The 15,508-nt window shown below is 71.3% G+C and carries 12 protein-coding genes; 4 read left to right on the top strand and 8 right to left on the bottom strand.

Annotation, left to right across the window (positions count from 1 at the left end; all coding sequences use genetic code 11):
- Positions 1–84: 84 nt before the first annotated feature.
- A complete protein-coding gene (locus AR3_RS08420; protein ID WP_067911152.1) occupies positions 85–1,011 on the top strand; it encodes a Ppx/GppA family phosphatase in 927 nt (308 codons plus the stop codon).
- 13 nt (positions 1,012–1,024) lie between these two features.
- Here the strand turns inward: AR3_RS08420 and AR3_RS08415 are convergent, their stop codons facing one another.
- Entirely contained in the window at positions 1,025–2,509 is a 1,485-nt protein-coding gene (locus AR3_RS08415; RefSeq protein ID WP_169803796.1) for a polysaccharide deacetylase family protein, read from the bottom strand.
- A 775-nt stretch (positions 2,510–3,284) separates the two neighbouring features.
- Here AR3_RS08415 and mtnA point away from each other — a divergent pair.
- Positions 3,285–4,322, top strand: coding sequence for an S-methyl-5-thioribose-1-phosphate isomerase (gene mtnA / locus AR3_RS08410; RefSeq protein WP_067911081.1), 1,038 nt, complete (start codon positions 3,285–3,287; stop codon positions 4,320–4,322).
- Positions 4,323–4,343: 21 nt separating this feature from the next.
- Here mtnA and AR3_RS08405 read toward each other — a convergent pair whose 3' ends face one another.
- The gene (locus AR3_RS08405; protein ID WP_067911078.1) at positions 4,344–5,273 is read right to left on the bottom strand and encodes an aldo/keto reductase; all 930 of its coding nucleotides are present in this window, start codon (positions 5,271–5,273) and stop codon (positions 4,344–4,346) included.
- Positions 5,274–5,388: 115 nt separating this feature from the next.
- Between AR3_RS08405 and AR3_RS08400 the strand changes: the two genes are divergently transcribed.
- The gene (locus tag AR3_RS08400; RefSeq protein ID WP_067911066.1) at positions 5,389–6,180 is read left to right on the top strand and encodes a hypothetical protein; all 792 of its coding nucleotides are present in this window, start codon (positions 5,389–5,391) and stop codon (positions 6,178–6,180) included.
- 807 nt (positions 6,181–6,987) lie between these two features.
- Here the strand turns inward: AR3_RS08400 and AR3_RS08395 are convergent.
- The 3 genes from AR3_RS08395 to AR3_RS08385 form a co-directional block, all read right to left on the bottom strand.
- The gene (locus tag AR3_RS08395; protein WP_083951111.1) at positions 6,988–7,416 is read right to left on the bottom strand and encodes a helix-turn-helix domain-containing protein; all 429 of its coding nucleotides are present in this window, start codon (positions 7,414–7,416) and stop codon (positions 6,988–6,990) included.
- A 192-nt stretch (positions 7,417–7,608) separates the two neighbouring features.
- Positions 7,609–8,106, bottom strand: coding sequence for a hypothetical protein (locus AR3_RS08390; RefSeq protein WP_067911057.1), 498 nt, complete (start codon positions 8,104–8,106; stop codon positions 7,609–7,611).
- Positions 8,106–8,291 (bottom strand): hypothetical protein, encoded by a 186-nt coding sequence (locus AR3_RS08385; protein ID WP_146150186.1) that lies wholly within the window; start codon positions 8,289–8,291, stop codon positions 8,106–8,108. The genes AR3_RS08390 and AR3_RS08385 overlap by 1 nt, the downstream gene beginning before the upstream one ends.
- Between AR3_RS08385 and AR3_RS08380 the strand changes: the two genes are divergently transcribed.
- Positions 8,281–8,682: a hypothetical protein gene (locus AR3_RS08380; RefSeq protein WP_146150185.1), complete on the top strand. Its 402-nt coding sequence runs from the start codon at positions 8,281–8,283 to the stop codon at positions 8,680–8,682. The genes AR3_RS08385 and AR3_RS08380 overlap by 11 nt on opposite strands.
- 1,564 nt (positions 8,683–10,246) lie before the next feature.
- Here AR3_RS08380 and AR3_RS29415 read toward each other — a convergent pair.
- The 3 genes from AR3_RS29415 to AR3_RS29410 all read right to left on the bottom strand — a co-directional run bounded on the left by AR3_RS29415 (position 10,247) and on the right by AR3_RS29410 (position 15,170).
- Positions 10,247–10,357: a methionine/alanine import family NSS transporter small subunit gene (locus AR3_RS29415; RefSeq protein WP_083951109.1), complete on the bottom strand. Its 111-nt coding sequence runs from the start codon at positions 10,355–10,357 to the stop codon at positions 10,247–10,249.
- On the bottom strand, positions 10,357–11,895 hold the full coding sequence (locus AR3_RS08375; RefSeq protein WP_106258286.1) for a sodium-dependent transporter: 1,539 nt from the start codon (positions 11,893–11,895) through the stop codon (positions 10,357–10,359). The genes AR3_RS29415 and AR3_RS08375 overlap by 1 nt, the downstream gene beginning before the upstream one ends.
- Positions 11,896–12,152: 257 nt before the next feature.
- Positions 12,153–15,170, bottom strand: coding sequence for an AAA domain-containing protein (locus AR3_RS29410; protein WP_227022986.1), 3,018 nt, complete (start codon positions 15,168–15,170; stop codon positions 12,153–12,155).
- Positions 15,171–15,508 lie beyond the last annotated feature (338 nt).

Below are 15,508 nucleotides of genomic sequence, written 5' to 3'. Positions count from 1 at the left end.
GACGGCGCGCCGCCCGGCGGTGCCACGGCGGCGACGTCCGATCCCCGCGATCACACGACGGGGCGGTCCGATAGCGTCATGGCCATGCGACTAGGCGTATTGGACGTGGGGTCGAACACGGTGCACCTCCTGGTGGTCGACGCCCACCAGGGGGCGCGTCCCCTGCCCGCCTTCTCCCACAAGGAGGAACTGCAGCTCGCCGCCCACCTGGAGGACGACCGGCTGTCGGACAAGGGCGAGCGCCTGCTGCGGCAGTTCGTCGACGAGGCGATCCGGATCGCCGAGGACAAGGGCGTGGAGGACCTGGTCGCCTTCGCCACGTCCGCCGTGCGCGACGCCGCCAACGGGGAGGAGGTGCTCGCCCGGATCCGCGAGCGGACCGGCGTGGACGTCCGCGCGCTGTCCGGCGCGGACGAGGCGCGGCTGACGTTCCTTGCGGTGCGGCGCTGGTTCGGCTGGTCCTCCGGCCGCCTGCTGGTGGTCGACATCGGCGGCGGCTCGCTGGAGATCGCGGCCGGCATCGACGAGGACCCCGACGTGGCGATCTCGCTGCCGCTGGGCGCCGGGCGGCTGACCCGCGACCGCCTGTCCGCCGACCCGCCGCCGCCCGACGAGCTGCGGGCGCTGCGCCGCCACGTCCGCGCCGAGATCGCCCGCCGCGTGGGAGAGGTGGCGCGGTTCGGACCGCCGGACCACGCCGTGGCCACCTCCAAGACGTTCAAGCAGCTGGCGCGCATCACCGGGGCCGCGCCCACGTCCGAGGGCCCCTACGTCAAGCGGGTGCTGCGCCACCAGGAACTGGTCGAATGGGCCGAGAAGCTGGCCCGCATGACCGCCGAGGAGCGCACCCGGCTGCCCGGCGTGTCCGCGCGCCGCGCGCCGCAGCTCCCCGCCGGCGCGGTCGTCGCCGACGCCGCCATGGACCTGTTCGGCCTGCCGGAGCTGGAGATCTGCCCCTGGGCGCTGCGGGAGGGCGTCATCCTCCGCCGCCTCGACATGATCACCGTGTGATCCGGCGGGCCGCTCAGCGCCCGTTGGACAGCCCTTGGAACACCCCGCCCGCGGGCACGCGCGCCCCGGCCAGGAGCTCGGAGACGGTCACGAACGTGTAGCCCTGCCGGGACAGACGGTCCAGGACGCGCGGGACGGCGTCCACCGTGGGGCGGCGCACGTCGTGCAGGAGCAGCACGGCGCCCGGACGGGCCATCGACACGGTCCGGTCCGCGATCGCCCGCGCGTCCCCGCCGGTGTCGTCGTGGACGTCGGCGTTCCACAGCGCCTGCACCAGCCCGAAGGAACCGGCGATCTGCCCCACCGTGCCGTCCGTGGCGCCGTACGGGGGCCGCAGCAGCGTCGGCGCCCGCCCCACGGCGTCGCGGACGACCTGCTGCGTGCGCTGCACCTCGGTGTTGACCTGCAGGGCGGGCAGGCGAGTGAGGTCCCGATGGTGCTGCGTGTGGTTGCCGATCTCGTGGCCCTCGGCGGCCGCGCGGCGCAGCACGTCCCGGTGGACGGTCGCGTTCGCGCCGACCACGAAGAACGTGGCGCGCGCCCCGCGGGCGGCGAGCGCGTCCAGCAGCCGCGCCGTGTCGGGACCGGGACCGCCGTCGAACGTCAGCGCCACGCACTTGGCCCGACGGCAGTCGACGTGCCGAGCCGCCGGGCCCTCGGCGCGGTCCGACGGGGCGGTGTCGGGCGCAGAAGTCTCGGGCGGAAACGGAGGCGCGGTGAACTTCGGCCGGTAGGAGACGGCGGCCTGGCGGGCGCGCTCCCCGAAATCCGACAGCAGGGACGCGAAGTCCGTGTCGTCCAGGGCCACGGCCACCCGTCCGGCCGTCCCGGGGGCGACCGTGTAGTCGCTGAACTCCACGACCAGGTTGCCCTCGGCGTTGAAGCCGATGGACGTGAACAGGTGCGGGGACGGCTGGACCCGTGCGGCGTTGGCCTGGCCGCCCAGGCGTTCCCGGATCCGCTGGGCCAGCGTGGCGAGCGCGCGCGGCCCGTCCACGAGGTCGGTGGACGGCCGCACGGTCCGGGTGGCGCCGTCGTACCACAATGTGACGCGCGACTCGCCGCCCGCCGTCCCCAGGATTCGGGACGTCACCAGACGGACCCCGGCCACGTCGCCCGACGCGGCCGCCAGGGACCATCGCACGTTGAGCTCCGGCACGTCCCCGGTGGGGGACGGCGGCGTGTGGGCGGTCGCGGCGAGGAACGGGTCCACCTCCGCGTCCACGGCGGCGGCCAGCGCCTTCGTCAGCTCGGGGGCCCCGGGGAGCAGCGGATATCCGGTGAAGATCCGGCGGCGGGCGTCCCGCGTGATGCGCGTCGCCGTGGTGAGGCCGGGCACCGCCGACGGATCGGCGGCGCGGATCGCCGCGCCGGAGCTGTCGACCATGGTCGGCGTGGCGGGCTGCGCGGTGCACCCGGTGAGCAGCGCCATCCCGAGCGCCGCCGCCACGGCGCCGCGCCGCATTCCGGGCAGCCCCCGGCGCATACCGCACGACAAGAAGGACCTCCTCGGAAAGCGACGCCGGACAGTGTGGACGACGGCCGCACCCGGACCCCGGGATGGCCGCGCCGACCATGCCGAGATCGACAAGGTCGGACGACGTGCCAGATTAGTAACGCTTTGAGCGTTAAACGCCACAACGCGAAGATTTGACGAGACCTTTAGATCGTCCAGGATCGTGCTTGACACAGGCTTGACCACGCGTTGACCGTGGCTCGGCTGTCGCCGACCTGCCATGGTGCGCACCAGGGACCGTGTCCGCTCAGGCGGGTGCCCCTGTGGGGACGCTGCAGTGACGGCCATTGTGCCGCGCCGCACCGACGGTGAAGCGGGGCGATCGCATGGACGGCATGCGGCCTCGGTTCTTGAGTGCCGGCTCGGAGGAACGCGGCGGCCGACGGCCGGTACGTTCTCGAAGCCGAAAGCGGTGAGGGCGGCATGGGCACGGTCCACCAGGGCGAATGGCACGACCGCCGCCTCCACGATTCCATGGCTGCGATACCAGTGACATGATTCACACCGCCGAGCCTGACGCGTTTCCCTGGCCGGTCACCCGTGCCGGTATCAGCGGCGATCGCTGCTCGTCCCCGCGCCGGCCGTGAGGCGGTGCCCGTGTCCATACCGTGCGCGCATCCCCAGACCCGCACGCCGAGCAGGTCGCCCGGCATGACACCGAGGATGATCTCGAACGCGGAGAGAACGACGAAGCGGCGGAACGACGCCTGGAGCAGCGAGGATTCCTGGGTGCTCAAGCCCTTCGTATCCTGCCGTCATGGGTCATGGTCATGACGTCAGGGCCGTCGAATGGACCGGGCAGGGGTTGCGGCTGATCGACCAGACGGTGTTGCCGCACCGCCTGTCCCACCTCCACGTACAGGACGTCGACGCGCTCGTCGACGCCATTCAGCGCCTGGTGGTGCGCGGGGCCCCCGCCCTGGGCGTCGCCGGCGCGTTCGGCGTCGCCATCGCCATGCTCCAGGCCGAACGGGAAGGCTGGGATGACGCAACCCGCGACGCCGCCATCGATCGCATCAGGAACGCCCGCCCCACGGCCGTCAACCTCGCCGCGGGCGTCGACCGGGTGCGGCCGCTCGTGCCCAAGGGCCTGGACGTCGTCGTGGCCGAAGCCCGGGAACTGCTGGAGGAGGACCTCCGCGGCAACCGCGCCATAGGACGGCACGGCGCGGACTGGATCCTGGCGCGGACACCCGACCGCCCCCTTCGCGTCCTCACCCATTGCAACGCGGGAGCCCTCGCCACCGCAGGCTGGGGCACCGCTCTCGGAGTCGTCCGCGAACTGTACGCCCGCGGCCGCATCGAGCTCGTCTACGCCGACGAGACCCGCCCCCTGCTGCAAGGTTCACGGCTCACCGCCTGGGAACTGCGGCAGGAAGGCATCCCGTGCCTGGTCCAGGCCGACGGGGCCGCGCCCGGAACCATCCTGCGCGGACTGGTCGACGCGGCCGTCGTCGGCGCCGACCGCATCGCCGCCAACGGCGACACCGCCAACAAGGTCGGCACCGTGAGCGTGGCCCTGGCGTGCGCCGAGGCGGGCATACCGTTCGTCGTCGCCGCCCCCTGGAGCACGGTCGACCTGGACACCGCATCGGGCGCCGACATCCCCATCGAGGAACGGGCACCCGAGGAGATCCTCGCTTGGAACGGCGTACGCGCCGCCCCCGACGGCGCGCGCGCCTTCAACCCGGCGTTCGACGTCACCCCGGCACGGCTCATCAGCGCACTGGTGACCGAGACGGGCGTGCTCGAAATCTCCGCGGGCGCCACGCCGGACCGCGCGTTCCCCCGCTGATCTCCGCCGGGGCGTGCGCCGTCACGTCCACGGCAAGGCGGAACGCTCGGCCCAATACTGTTCCGGCGGTACGGCGAGCGCCATGAGCTCCGCCAGTTCCTCTTCTTCAAGCGCAACCGTGACCGCCGCCAGGTTGGACTTCAGCTGTGCCGGACTGACGGCCCCCGACAGCACGGTATCGGCCCACTCCTGAGCCAGCACCGCCGCCAGCGCCACCGCGTCCGCCCCCACATCGTGCCGGGCGGCGACTTCACCCACCGCCTTCGGCGGCTGCACGGCCAGCCTGCCGTTGGCCATGCCCTCCTTCACCAGCACATGAGCGCCGGCCTCGTGCGCCTCCCGCAACGCGTCGCCCGCCGACGGCTCCAGCAGATTCCACGTCGACTGCACCGCGCTGAACAATCGCTGCCCCGCCACCTCCAGTTCCATCGCCTTGCGCACGGTGTCGGCCTGGCGAGGCCCGGACGTGGAGAACCCGACCTTGACGCCGTCGGCCGCCGCCTCGGCGAGCGCGGCCTGCAGGGCGACGTCGTCGAAAAGAGGACTGTCATGGGTCAGCGAGTGCACCTGGTAGAGACTCAGCCGCGTCCCCAACAACCGCTTCGTCTCCGCGTACTGCGTCCTGTAGCGGGCGAGGCTGTGCTCCTTGACCTCGTGGACGTCGGCGTCCACGCGCCAATCACCGACGTAGGCGTAGCCCCACTTGCTCGAGACGGTGACGTCCCCATGCCCGCGCGCATCGAGCCATCCGCTCAGGAACTCCTCGGCCCGCCCGTACGAACGCGCCGCGTCCACCCAACGGACACCCGCCTCGTACGCGGCGTCCAGCACATCCCACGTGGCCGCCCGCATCTCTTCGACGCCGCGCCCCGCAGGCAGCTGATCAACACGCCCCGCATTGATGTACGCGGGACGTCCCAGCGCCGCCAGCCCCAGACCCAGCCTCCGCATGCCTCCACCCTGTCACGCCCTCACCATCCGAAGTAATCCACAGAACGCCGTTCTGCTGCTGCGGCCGCGGTGCGGCGGTGAGCATCGAGGCACGGCGAAGAGGAGGGAGTTCACGATGACCCGCCGCACCGACTACGGCTTCCGCCAGTTCGCCGCCCTGCTGGGCGTGACCGCCTGGCAGCTGCGGCTGGCCCAGGAGCACGACCTGCTGCCCGGCCCCGACCTCGAGGGCCGCCGCTGGTCGGCGGAGCTGGCCGACCGGTACGCCGACAGCGGGCCGCGGATCGTGGCCGCCTTCGGCGAGGACCCGCCGGTCGGAGCCGCCAAGGCGGCGGCGCGGCTGGCGCTGCGGGTCGGCCTCGACGTGGAGCGGGCCGACATCGAGGTCCTCGTCGCCCGCGGCGACCTCACCGTGATCAGCCGTTTCCAGGGCAATCCGGTGTACATGCTGCGGGACCTGGACGCCCTCGACCCCGACACGATCGCCTCCGTCGTCGCCGCCCGGAAGGGCCCGCTGTTCGACAGCGTCGACGCCCGCGGCGCCGCGACGATCCTCGACTGGCCCAAGGGCGTCTTCGAACGGATCGCCGCCGAGCGGCGACTGCCGACCGACCAGCTGGGCCGCTACTCCATCGACCAGGTCCGCGCACTGGCCGCCGACGACGAGATCGCCGACCGGGTCCGCCGCGAGCGGGACCGCACCGCCCGGTTGCGGGCCCGCCGCACCCGGGAACGCTGCGAGAACACGCTGCGCGACTGGCTGCTGCGCTGCAACGCCTACCTCGACGGCGCCGTCACCGAGCCGCCGAAGGTCGCGGAGGCGGGCCGCGCCCTCCGCGCCTTGGCCGCCGCCCGAGCCGCCACCGCCCGAACCCCCGACCCGCAGTCGCCACACAGCGACGACTAATGATCGCGATGCGAACGACTCCACCGGCATGCCGGTGCGGTCCTCGCCGCCGTGGGGGAGGCCCGCCCCGTGATCGACTGCACCGACGACGCCAACGACGACCAGGGCGCCGAACCCGCGGCCGCCGAGGTGGCCGAGGCCGACCCTGCCGAGGCGCCGCGGCCACCGCTTGAGCTGGTCACCCTCGACACCCGCCCCGGCGGTGCAGTCCGCCGACACGCTCCCGCGCGCCCTGGCCCGCGCCAGGGCCCGCGCGGGGCCCGGCAGCTGCTGGCCGAGAGCCGGGTCGCCGGGCGCGGGAACGGCCATGACCGCACCACCATGGTCAGGCGCCCACTGCGTCCACGCCGCTGCACCAGACGCCCCCATGGACATCCGCGCCGCAGACGTGGCAGCACCCCCGAGCGCGGCCCAAACCAGCTCTCCACCACGAGGCCGCCAGGGCCGAGTCCAGCGTGGTCTGACGCCCGGCTTGGCGCAGGTGGTGCGCCAGGCGGTCGTGGTGTAAGCCCAGGCGTTGTCGGTCAGGTCGCGCCGGATAGTGAGCCGCAGGCGGCAAACCAGGCCGCGGCACGGACCAGGAACGGCAGTGCAAGGCGACGGCGATCTCGCCGGTGAGGATCTCGGGTGTAGGTCAGGCGGGAGTACCCGTCGACGGCACAGTGCAGGTAGACGTAGCCGTCGCGGACTCCGGCGGTCTTGGCGCGGGCTACCCGCCGGGCCTGCTCGCGGTGGCGGCCGTGCGCTCGCCGGCCGCCGTCGGGGATGCGGCAGGTCTTCGTGAAGTCCGGTGCACCCTGAGGCCGGTCAGCCCGCGTTGATCGGCCGCACGGTGCGGTTGGCCGTGCCGCCGGGGTCCAGGTCGCGGTGGCGGTTGAGACCCAGGCGGGCCAGGTGGCGGCCCACAGTGCACTCGCTGATCGTGATGCCCTGGCCGTTCGACTCGATGGCGATGCGGCGGGCTGACCGTTTGCGCTCCCGGCGCAACCGTTCGATCCGTGCGATGACTTCGGGTGGGGTGGCAGTGGGCCAGCGGTGCGGGACGCTGGGCCGGTCCAGCAGACCGGTCTCGCCGAAGCAGCGGTAACGGTCGAACCACGTGCTGGCACATGAACGGGAGATGTCCATCTCGGCAGCCACGTGTGCGATCGGGCGCGTGTGGCAGCAGTGGACGAGCTGGCGGCGGCCTCGACCGACGGCGCGTCGCGGCGATACCCGCCAGGTTGGCCGCTTCATGAGCGCGCTCTCTTCAAAGCGAGTTCACTGGAGGCGCGGCCGGGCGCAGGCATGGATGCACCCGCACGCGGAGTTGCGCAGCCGAAGGAACCGCGCGTTCTACCTCCGGGGCCCTCCGAAGGGCGTGGCGACTGCGCTACTGCTTCCCTGGAAGGGCCCGGAGGAAAGGGACGTCATGCCTTGAACGGCGAGTCAGAGTCGCTTGGAGGATCGGGAGCCGCGTCGGCGCTTCTTGGAAGCTTCGGTTTTGACGATCGCGAACAGGCGGTCGCGGGCCTCGGTCCGGGACATGGCGGGAAGACGGCAGGGAAGAGCACCGGCCATGTCCGACGGCGCATCGACGCGACCGTCCTGGTCGACCGACACCCGGTCGCCGGGCCAGTCGCCCAACACCACGGCCGAGACGTCGCCGGCATGCCGCTCGAGAAGCCGGGAAATCCGGTCGGCCTCCTGCTCGCAGTCGGCCACCAGCAGGAGACGGCGCCCGTGCGAGCAGGTCCCCTCCGCGCGCATGGCCAGCTCGGTCTCCAGGTAGGACAGAGCGGAGTCGAGGTTGCCTGGGATGAACAGGCCGTCCGGGGTGTCGTCGAGCAGGTCGTCCTCGGCCAGGCCGAACAGCACCATGGCGTCGGGACGCGGGATCACCACCAGGGCGGTGTCCTGGTACTCCTCCAAGGCCGTCAGCGTCATCACCCGTGTGGTGGCCGGGGCCCCTCTCCGGTCAGGGGGAGCAGCGGCAGTGCGAACGGATCCAACGCCGGCCGGTAGGTGACGCGCACGGTCGGCTTCTCGTCGGCGGGCGCGGCCCCCGCCAGCAGCGCCGAGGACGCGGCCGCGACGATGCGATGGCGAAGCGGATATCCGATGGCGGCCACCGTGGGCAGCAGAAGGCCGATCAACAGCAACGGCTGCAGGGAGGTGGTCCTCGACCTGTCCTCATCGATCTGCGCCTGGGGGGACGGCCGCAGGGAGAGCGGCGCGGAGGGGGAGACGATCGGCGTCGCCGACGTCTTCGACGCGGAAGGCGTGGGGCTGGGACGGGGCGGAGCCGGTGCGGCCGGACGAGTGGATGCGGCGGGGGCGCGGCGCTGCGTCGCGGGCGCCGAGGCCCGCTTCTTCTTCACCGGAAGCCGGACCGGGGGACGGCCGAAACGAGGCCGGTCCGCCCATGATCGGCGCTGCATCGCCTCCCACGTGTCCCTGCAGACCTTGGCGGTGTACCAGTCGGTGAAGTACGGCGCCCGGCGGCAGGCGACGGACCAGTAATACCGTCGATCGGGGTCGGGCCTGGGCGTGGCGTGCGCCTGCGCAGGCGTGGTGAAGGAAACGACTCCTGTCAGGACGACGCTGCCCAACACCCCGTGCGCGCACCGCACGGCCGCTTTCCGCAACGGGCCGACGCGCCTGGGATCTGGCTGAAGGTGCTTCATTCTCCGCCCCGGGGGGTCGCTGCGGACACTCTCAGACTGCCGATCGTAGTAAATTTGACTACGCTGTGTTGACGATTGCTCACACTTGTGTCCCTGGAACTGAGAAAGTTTCGCGTGGTCCCCGCTGAGCGGGAGCAAACTCTGTAGGTCCGCGGCGACGGCGCCGGGCGCACTCTTCCGGCGGGCGCCGTGCCCGAGAAGGCGAGATCGGTTCGCCTGCAAACCGCCTGCCCGTGGCCGACGGCGGACGCTTCGGCTCGGCGCCGCCTCCCGCGATGAAGCTCGCTGATCGGCATGCCGGGAAGGCGGGGGCGGCACGGCCGCCGAACACTCAGACCGCCCATTCACTGCGACTGCTCGGACAGCCAGCGGCCTGCGACTTCAGAGAGGGACGAGAAGGGGGCGTCATTCATCGCGGCGCCGGAGAGGAGCGCACGGACACCGCCCCGAGCGTCGCGACCCGGCGCGCATCGCCGAGTGAGATCACTGACCAGCAGGTCGTCGGGGATCGTCGGAGCGAGAACCAGATCGTCGCCCCAGTATGCCGAGGCACAGCTGTATCGCCCGCTGACCAATGTCGCGACCCGACCGCCACAACCCGTCGCGATGTGGTCGAGCCGTCCGACCATGACGAGGACGGCCCGCGGTGCCGTTCGGTGTGCCGCCACCCCCGCGTGGGCGCCGCGTAGCCGCGCTGACCGCCCGATGCCCGAGGCCGGCCGTGGCCGACGCCGGATCGTCCTTCAGGCGCGGCGTGACGCCGCGGGCATGCCGTGGCGGGAAGGGCGGCAGGGGAGAGCAGGGCCGGCCTTCCGCTCCTCGGCGTCGAGCGGCTCGATGGCCGCGACCGCCCCGCCGCATCTCTGCGGACGGTCGACCGATTCCGCTCTCCTAGACCGACGGGGCGGCGACGATCAATGTGGATTTGCCGAAGCCGCGCCGGACCGGTCAGCCGCCGGCCGTCGACCCGGTGACGTTCAACAACCCAGGTCGGAGAGCATCCAGCCCTTGGCGAGGCGCCCACACGGGTATCGAATGCGGCCACCCGCGTCGTAACGGAACGCATCCCACGTACGTCAACGCGCCGACCTGATGAGGCGCCGCGCAAAGGTCGCACGTGGCGCTCCGTTTCAGGACGACCTCGTCGGCGGTCGCGCGGATCTCGTCAAGCGGGGCCCGTCCATCGGTGACGCGGGCGCGTACGGGGTCGTCCGCGTCGTGGTCGCCGTCGGCGTAGAGCCGTACGGGGAGCTTGTCCAGCAGGCGGACGGGGCGTGCCGCCCCCGGCAAACGCGGGACGAACACCGAGGCGTCCGCAAGAGCCTGCAAGGAGGCAGACGCGCGTCCGCCCGGCCACCGGAGCGGATGGCGTACCGGTGGCCGGGCGGACGTCAACGGGTTCAGGAGTCCCCGTGCTCAGGGTGGCCGCGGAGGCGGAGGATGGACGCGACCAACCCGCCCCAGACGATGACGATGGCGATGACCATCATGATGACGGCGCCGGCGGACATCAGCGCGCTCCCTTCTCCTCAACGGTCTCGCCCTGCGCCGGTGCGACCTCGGGGGTCGCGGCGCGGCGCCACAGCAGCAGGGCCATGACGACGCCGACGACGAGCACGCCGCCCGCGACGCCCCAACCGGCCGCGTTCAGGAACCACGAGGGGTAGCCCTCATAGTTCTCGGCGAACTCGTCGCGCAGGCTGTCCCACATCATCCAGCCCAGCATCAGCGGCGTGATGACGCCCAGGCACAGCCGCCACAGCAGGCCGACCTTGGTCGCCGAGGTGGCGTTGGCGTGGTCCTGCATCTCGGTCAGGCGGCGCAGGATCCAGCCGGCCACGACCACCACCACGAGCGCGGCCAGCGCGATGCCGTACTGGTTGACGAAGTGGTCCACCACGTCCAGCAGGTACAGGCCCTGGTCCGTGGGGAACAGGGCGATCGACACGACCGCCACCGCGCCGCCGACGCCCAGCACCGAGGTGAGGCGGCCCAGGCCGAAGCGGTCCTGCACGGCCGACACCACGACCTGCACGATGCTGATCAGCGAGGTCAGCCCGGCGATCACCAGCGAGCCGAAGAACAGCACGCCGAACAGGTCGCCGCCCGGCATGGACGAGATGATCTTCGGGAAGGCGATGAACGCGAGACCCACGCCGGACGCGGCCACCTCGCCGACCGGCACGCCGCTCGCGGACGCCATGAAGCCCAGCGCGGCGAACACGCCGATGCCCGCCAGCAGTTCGAACGAGCTGTTGGCGAACCCCGCCACCATCGCCGAGCCGCTCAGATCCGCCCGCCGGGGCAGGTACGACGCGTAGGTGATCATGATGCCGAAGCCGACGGACAGCGAGAAGAAGATCTGCCCGTAGGCCGCGACCCACACGCTGCCCTTGGTGATCGACGACCAGTCCGGGGAGAACAGCGCGTCCAGGCCGGCGCTCGCGCCGTCCAGGAACAGGGCCCGCACCACCAGGACGCCGAACAGCAGCACCAGCAGCGGAATGAAGATCTTGTTGATCCGCTCGACGCCGCCCGCGATGCCCAGCGCCAGCACGCCGAGCGTGATCGCCCACACCACGATCAGCGGCCAGGCCACGCCCGCCACGTAGGTGGAGATGCCCCCGGGGGCGTCGGCCACGTGCAGGAACTTGGCGCTCAGGAACTTCTCGGGGTCGTCACCCCATTGCTGCCCGATCGAGAAGCCGACGTAGCGCACGGCCCACGCCAAGACAACGGCGTAGTACACCGCGACCACGAAGCAGATCGCGACCTGCCACCACCCGATCGCCTCGGTGGGCCGCGCCAGCCGCCGGAACGCGGCGGGAGGCGCGCCGCGGAAGCGGTGGCCGATCGTGTACTCCAGGATCAGCAGCGGAATCCCGGCGGTGAGCAGCGCCGCCAGGTAGGGGATGAGAAAGGCCCCGCCGCCGTTGTCGTATGCGACGTAGGGGAACCGCCAGATGTTCCCGAGCCCGATCGCCGATCCGATCGCCGCGAACAGGAACCCCCCTCGACTGGTCCACTGCTCGCGTTGCTGGTCAGGCACTGGCCGACCCTCCCATCTCGCTCGTCGTGCGGTGTGGCCCCCCATTATCGGTCTGTCGTTAAGGTGCTTTTCGCTCGGCTGCCGCGAGTAACCCCTTCGTAACGTATCTGATATCTAGGTCCACTCCGAAGCCCACCCCCCGGGGCCCGGAGCCTGTACCGCTCCACCGAGCCCCGCCCATGCCGGCCCCAGGCGAGCAGGTGACGTCCTGGAACGCTCAAGCGCACCGCGAAGCTCTGGGCGCTGCAGCGGTACGTTCAACCGCCACCGGGCAGCCAGTGCCGCACAGCCTCTCGCGGCACGTTGGCGTCTACGTGCCAAAGCTTCAGCCTTGCGTCCCACCGTGCTTTCACGCGACGCTTGGCCTCGTCCTTTTCCTCGTAGGGCACCGCCAGATACAGGCGGCCGTTTACGACATCCCCTGGAGCGATGCCGTGCGATGAGGCTGCGGCAGGGAGAGTGCGGGCCGGTCGGTCCATCCGGGCCCGGTCCACGATGGTCCGAACCCGCTCGCAGGCGGTCGGGTCGGTGATGCGCATCATCAAGTCGGTGGACCCGGTGTGGGCGAGGAGGTTCAGCGATCCGTGCCACAGGACGCTGTCGTCGATGATCAGCACCTTCTCGTGCATGCGTTCGCGTGCCAGCACCTGGCAGCCGGCCTCCCTCAGGCGTCCGACCAGCGCGGCCTGAGGCGAATCGGCGGGGTGGGGTCGGGTGTGGACGGTGACGCGAACGCCTGCGGCGATCCGCGGAGACAGTCGCCGGAGCCAGAACCGCACCGGATTCGGCGACAGGAAGGCACAGAAGATGTCGATGCTGCTGCGGGCTCGCGCGATGTCCCATTCGACGGCGCGTGCGACCTCGTCGGCGGGAAAGAAGGCGGGGCGGGCGAGTTCCTCTTCGTCCAGTCTGCCGAGCTCGGCCGCTGAGCGGATGGGGACCAAGTCCTCCACGGGCAGCCGCTGCGCATGGCGTTCCAGGTAGTCGAGCATCCGGGCGGCCTCGCTGCCCGCGCGCAGTTCCCCGCGGAGGAATTCCACGTTGGCGACGACGACCAGGTGGTCCTGGGCCCTGCTCAGGGCCACGTTCAGCAGGCGGCAGGTCCGTGAAGACAGCCCGACCTCCTGGTAGAAGTAGCCGAGTTGTCGGCCCGCGCCGGCCACCGTGTCGATCACGACGAGGGGCCGCTGGCTGCCCTGGAAGCGGTGGACGGTGTCGACCAAGCCGTCGTACGCCTCACCGAAGCGGTGTTTCAGACTGGCGTTGAGGATCTTCTTCTGGTTCTTGTAGGGGGCTATGACCGCGAGCAGGTCCGTCGGTCGCCGTCCGTCGGGCAGCTCGGTCCATCCGCGGGGCGGCAGGACGGTGTCGTACTGCAAACCCCGGATCAGCTCGTGGATCACCGCCTCGTGCACGGGATTGGACAGGTGCGCCTGGTTCCCCGTGCCTTTGAGAACGCGGCTGGAGGTGTCGACGAGCACCAGCGGACTCTCGATCAACGGCGACGCGGGCAGGCTGCTGGTGTCGGGTCGGCCGGTGCGCAGCGGGGCGTCGGGGTAGGCGACCTCGTTGACCAGCGCGCAGATCGCGGGACGCATCCGGTACTGCTCGTCCAACGCGACCATCCGGCGGTCGCTCTGGACGGCGCCGCCGCGTGCGTCGACCAGACCCGCGGCATGGAAGGCGTCACGGTCCATCCACAGCTGCGAATGCCGCCGGTCCGCCTCGGTGGCCCGGTGATCGGTCGAGGCGCGGGTCACCGCGGGCAGTTGCCGGAAGTCGCCCGCGACGACGACGCGGCGCGCCGCGATGCCCGCCGCGAACCACACCGACGGCAGGCCCACCATGCCCGCCTCGTCGATGATCACAACGTCCACGGCGCTCATCAGCGACCGGGACTGCACCGCCTTGGAGACCGTGGTGCCCATCACCCGGCAGCGGTCGCGCACCGTCTCCTCGATCCGCCGGCGCTCCTTCTCCAGGTCGTCCAGCTGCTCGTCCAGCCGTTCGGCCTCCCGTCGCAGCCGATCAAGGGACGCCAGGCCGCGCGCACGGGCGAGCAGCGGCGTGAGCTCGGATTCGAGCCTGGAGAGATCGGCCGCGTGCCGCCGGCGATCGGTCTGCGCGTCGTCGTGTCGCCGTCTTGCGTTGTCGTACGCCTGTCGATGCTCGGCCAGCTCCAGGTACAGCGCGTCGAGCTTGGCCTGCTTGCGGCGGGCGAACAGGCCGGACGGCACGCCGATCTCCGTGATCCGGCGTTCGACGTCCCGGGCCCTCCCGGAGGTGACGTGCATCCACCGCTCGGCATCGGCGATCGCTTCGTCGACGGCTCGCAGTCGTCCTCGCAGAGCGTCCAGCTGCGCCGACATCCGAGCCGCCTTCTCGTGGACGGCGATGTCGGCTCGCATCTCCTGCAGACGCCCCGCCACTTGCGTGATCTTCTGCTCCAGGGAGAGGGCCAGCCGGTCGGCGATGCGCTTCGGGCTGATCTGCTCGCCGTATCGGTCGGCCAGCGAGGGGACGGCGATGTCCCCGACTCGTTGGACGAGACCCGAATCGAAGCCCGGCTCGCCGGACAACAGATCGCACATGCGTTCCAATGCCTGGTCCACCGCGACGTGCGTCGGCGCAAGGAACAGGGTGCGCAGGCCCTGCCGGTAGCAGCCCTCCACGATGCACGAGACGACGTCGGTCTTGCCGGTGCCCGGCGGCCCCCACACGAACGTGACGTCGCTGCCCAGCGCCTGTGCAACGGCCTGCCGCTGACGTTCGTTGAGCCGCTGGTAGCGGCTGACGTACCGGTCGGGGTCGGTGCAGCGTCCGACTCGGGGCGTGCCCTGACCGAGCATCCGATTCGCCGTAGTCAGGTTGACCCGACCCTGACCGTCCCGTACCTCCCGCAGCCGCTCGGCCAGCGCCCGCAGCCCCGCCGTCTCGTCCTCCGCCAGCTGCGCGCCCTCGGGCCGCTCGCCGAGATCGGCTTCGGTGATGACGCGGACCTTCCCGCCGGGCAGCCGCGAGGCCTCGGCCTGCGCCCACGGACGACGCGGCCGGGTGGTCCTGACCAAGAGATCCTTGACCTCGAACGTCTCGTTCCAGCGGGTGCAGGAGAACAGGTACTCGCGCTCGTCTCCCGTTCGCCCCACCAGCCGCCCGTCCCGCAGCGACACTTTTTCCGATCCGCTCAGATCGCTGTGCAGGACGGCGGCGATCTCTGCGTCGATCGCTCGCAAGAACTCCCCGACCGGACCGGGCGCCATGTGTCCGTGAGCCAACGCCGGATCCTTCCGCCCTCTCCCCGCCCGCGCGTTGAGGAAGAAATTTACCGTGTCACTGACAGCTCGTCAGTTGGTTTCGCCCGAGTTGTGCAATGCAGGTCGACCGGCATGCGGCCGTTATCCCACACGACATCTGCCGAATGCGGGCGGGCTGGCCTCCGCTCAGCGTCATGCTTCTGGCTGGTGGGCGAGAGGCGCAGATCGGACTGAGGGGAAGGGGGCGCTCGCCAAGAGGCATGCTCACCAGCTCGTCTAGCTTGGCAGTGACACTGCCCAGGGGCCATCAAGCCTGAGCGGATTAAGACCTGGCCACTGGGCACGACCCCCGCCTACCG

The organism is Actinomadura rubrobrunea NBRC 15275 (assembly GCF_001552235.1).
GTDB classification, from domain to species: Bacteria; Actinomycetota; Actinomycetes; order Streptosporangiales; family Streptosporangiaceae; genus Spirillospora; species Spirillospora viridilutea.
The sequence above is the reverse complement of the archived record's forward strand: the minus strand, read 5'-3'. Positions and strand labels throughout refer to the sequence as shown.

Bases quoted from the DNA above. Each gene is read 5' to 3' on its own strand.
- AR3_RS08395 (WP_083951111.1), bottom strand. From the start codon at position 7,416: ATGAAGCGGCCAACCTGGCGGGTATCGCCGCGACGCGCCGTCGGTCGA.
- AR3_RS08390 (WP_067911057.1), bottom strand. From the start codon at position 8,106: ATGACGCTGACGGCCTTGGAGGAGTACCAGGACACCGCCCTGGTGGTG.
- AR3_RS08400 (WP_067911066.1), top strand. From the start codon at position 5,389: ATGACCCGCCGCACCGACTACGGCTTCCGCCAGTTCGCCGCCCTGCTG.
- AR3_RS08405 (WP_067911078.1), bottom strand. From the start codon at position 5,273: ATGCGGAGGCTGGGTCTGGGGCTGGCGGCGCTGGGACGTCCCGCGTAC.
- mtnA (WP_067911081.1), top strand. From the start codon at position 3,285: ATGGGTCATGGTCATGACGTCAGGGCCGTCGAATGGACCGGGCAGGGG.
- AR3_RS08380 (WP_146150185.1), top strand. From the start codon at position 8,281: ATGGCGGCCACCGTGGGCAGCAGAAGGCCGATCAACAGCAACGGCTGC.
- AR3_RS08420 (WP_067911152.1), top strand. From the start codon at position 85: ATGCGACTAGGCGTATTGGACGTGGGGTCGAACACGGTGCACCTCCTG.
- AR3_RS29415 (WP_083951109.1), bottom strand. From the start codon at position 10,357: ATGTCCGCCGGCGCCGTCATCATGATGGTCATCGCCATCGTCATCGTC.